Source organism: Noviherbaspirillum galbum (assembly GCF_010974945.1).
Lineage (GTDB): Bacteria > Pseudomonadota > Gammaproteobacteria > Burkholderiales > Burkholderiaceae_D > Noviherbaspirillum > Noviherbaspirillum galbum.
The window spans coordinates 1-677 of the sequence record NZ_JAAIVB010000071.1 but is presented as its reverse complement, the minus strand read 5'-3'; the positions used below and the strand labels follow the sequence as shown (position 1 = coordinate 677).

Below are 677 nucleotides of genomic sequence, written 5' to 3'. Positions count from 1 at the left end.
GCCGGCACGCTGGGCGCGGCGGTGATCGGCCTGGTCATGGGCCAGCTGGCGATCCGCCGGCAGGGCATCTACTTCACCATGATCACGCTGGCGCTGGCGCAGATGCTGTTCTTCGTGTTCCTGCAGGCGCCGTTCACCGGCGGCGAGGACGGCATGCAGGGCGTGCCGCGCGGCAAGCTGCTGGGCATGGTCGACCTGTCCAGCGACATGACGCTGTACTACGTGGTGCTGGCCATCGTCGTGGCTGGCTTCGCGCTGATCGTGCGCACGGTGCATTCGCCGTTCGGCCAGGTGATGAAGGCGATCAAGGAAAACGAGCCGCGCGCCATTTCGCTGGGGTATGACGTGGACAAGTACAAGCTGCTGGCCTTCGTGCTGTCGGCGGCGCTGTCCGGCCTGGCTGGCGCGACGAAGACGGTGGTGCTGGGCTTCGAGACGCTCACGGACGTGCACTGGAGCATGTCGGGCCTGGTGGTGCTGATGACGCTGGTGGGCGGGCTGGGTACGCTGGCCGGACCGCTGGTGGGGGCGATCATCATCATCGCGCTGGAAAACAAGCTGGGCGACCTCGGCAACTGGCTGGCGACGCTGACGAACGTGGAGTGGTTCCGAACCATCGGCGAGTCGGTCACCATCGTCACCGGCTTCATCTTCATCATCTGCGTGCTGGCCTTCCG

The 677-nt window shown here is 66.0% G+C and carries 1 protein-coding gene; it reads left to right on the top strand.

Going from position 1 to position 677, the window contains the following annotated elements; all coding sequences use genetic code 11:
* The coding region (locus G3574_RS20745) for a branched-chain amino acid ABC transporter permease (RefSeq protein ID WP_163967450.1) at positions 1-677 on the top strand (677 nt) is incomplete at both ends.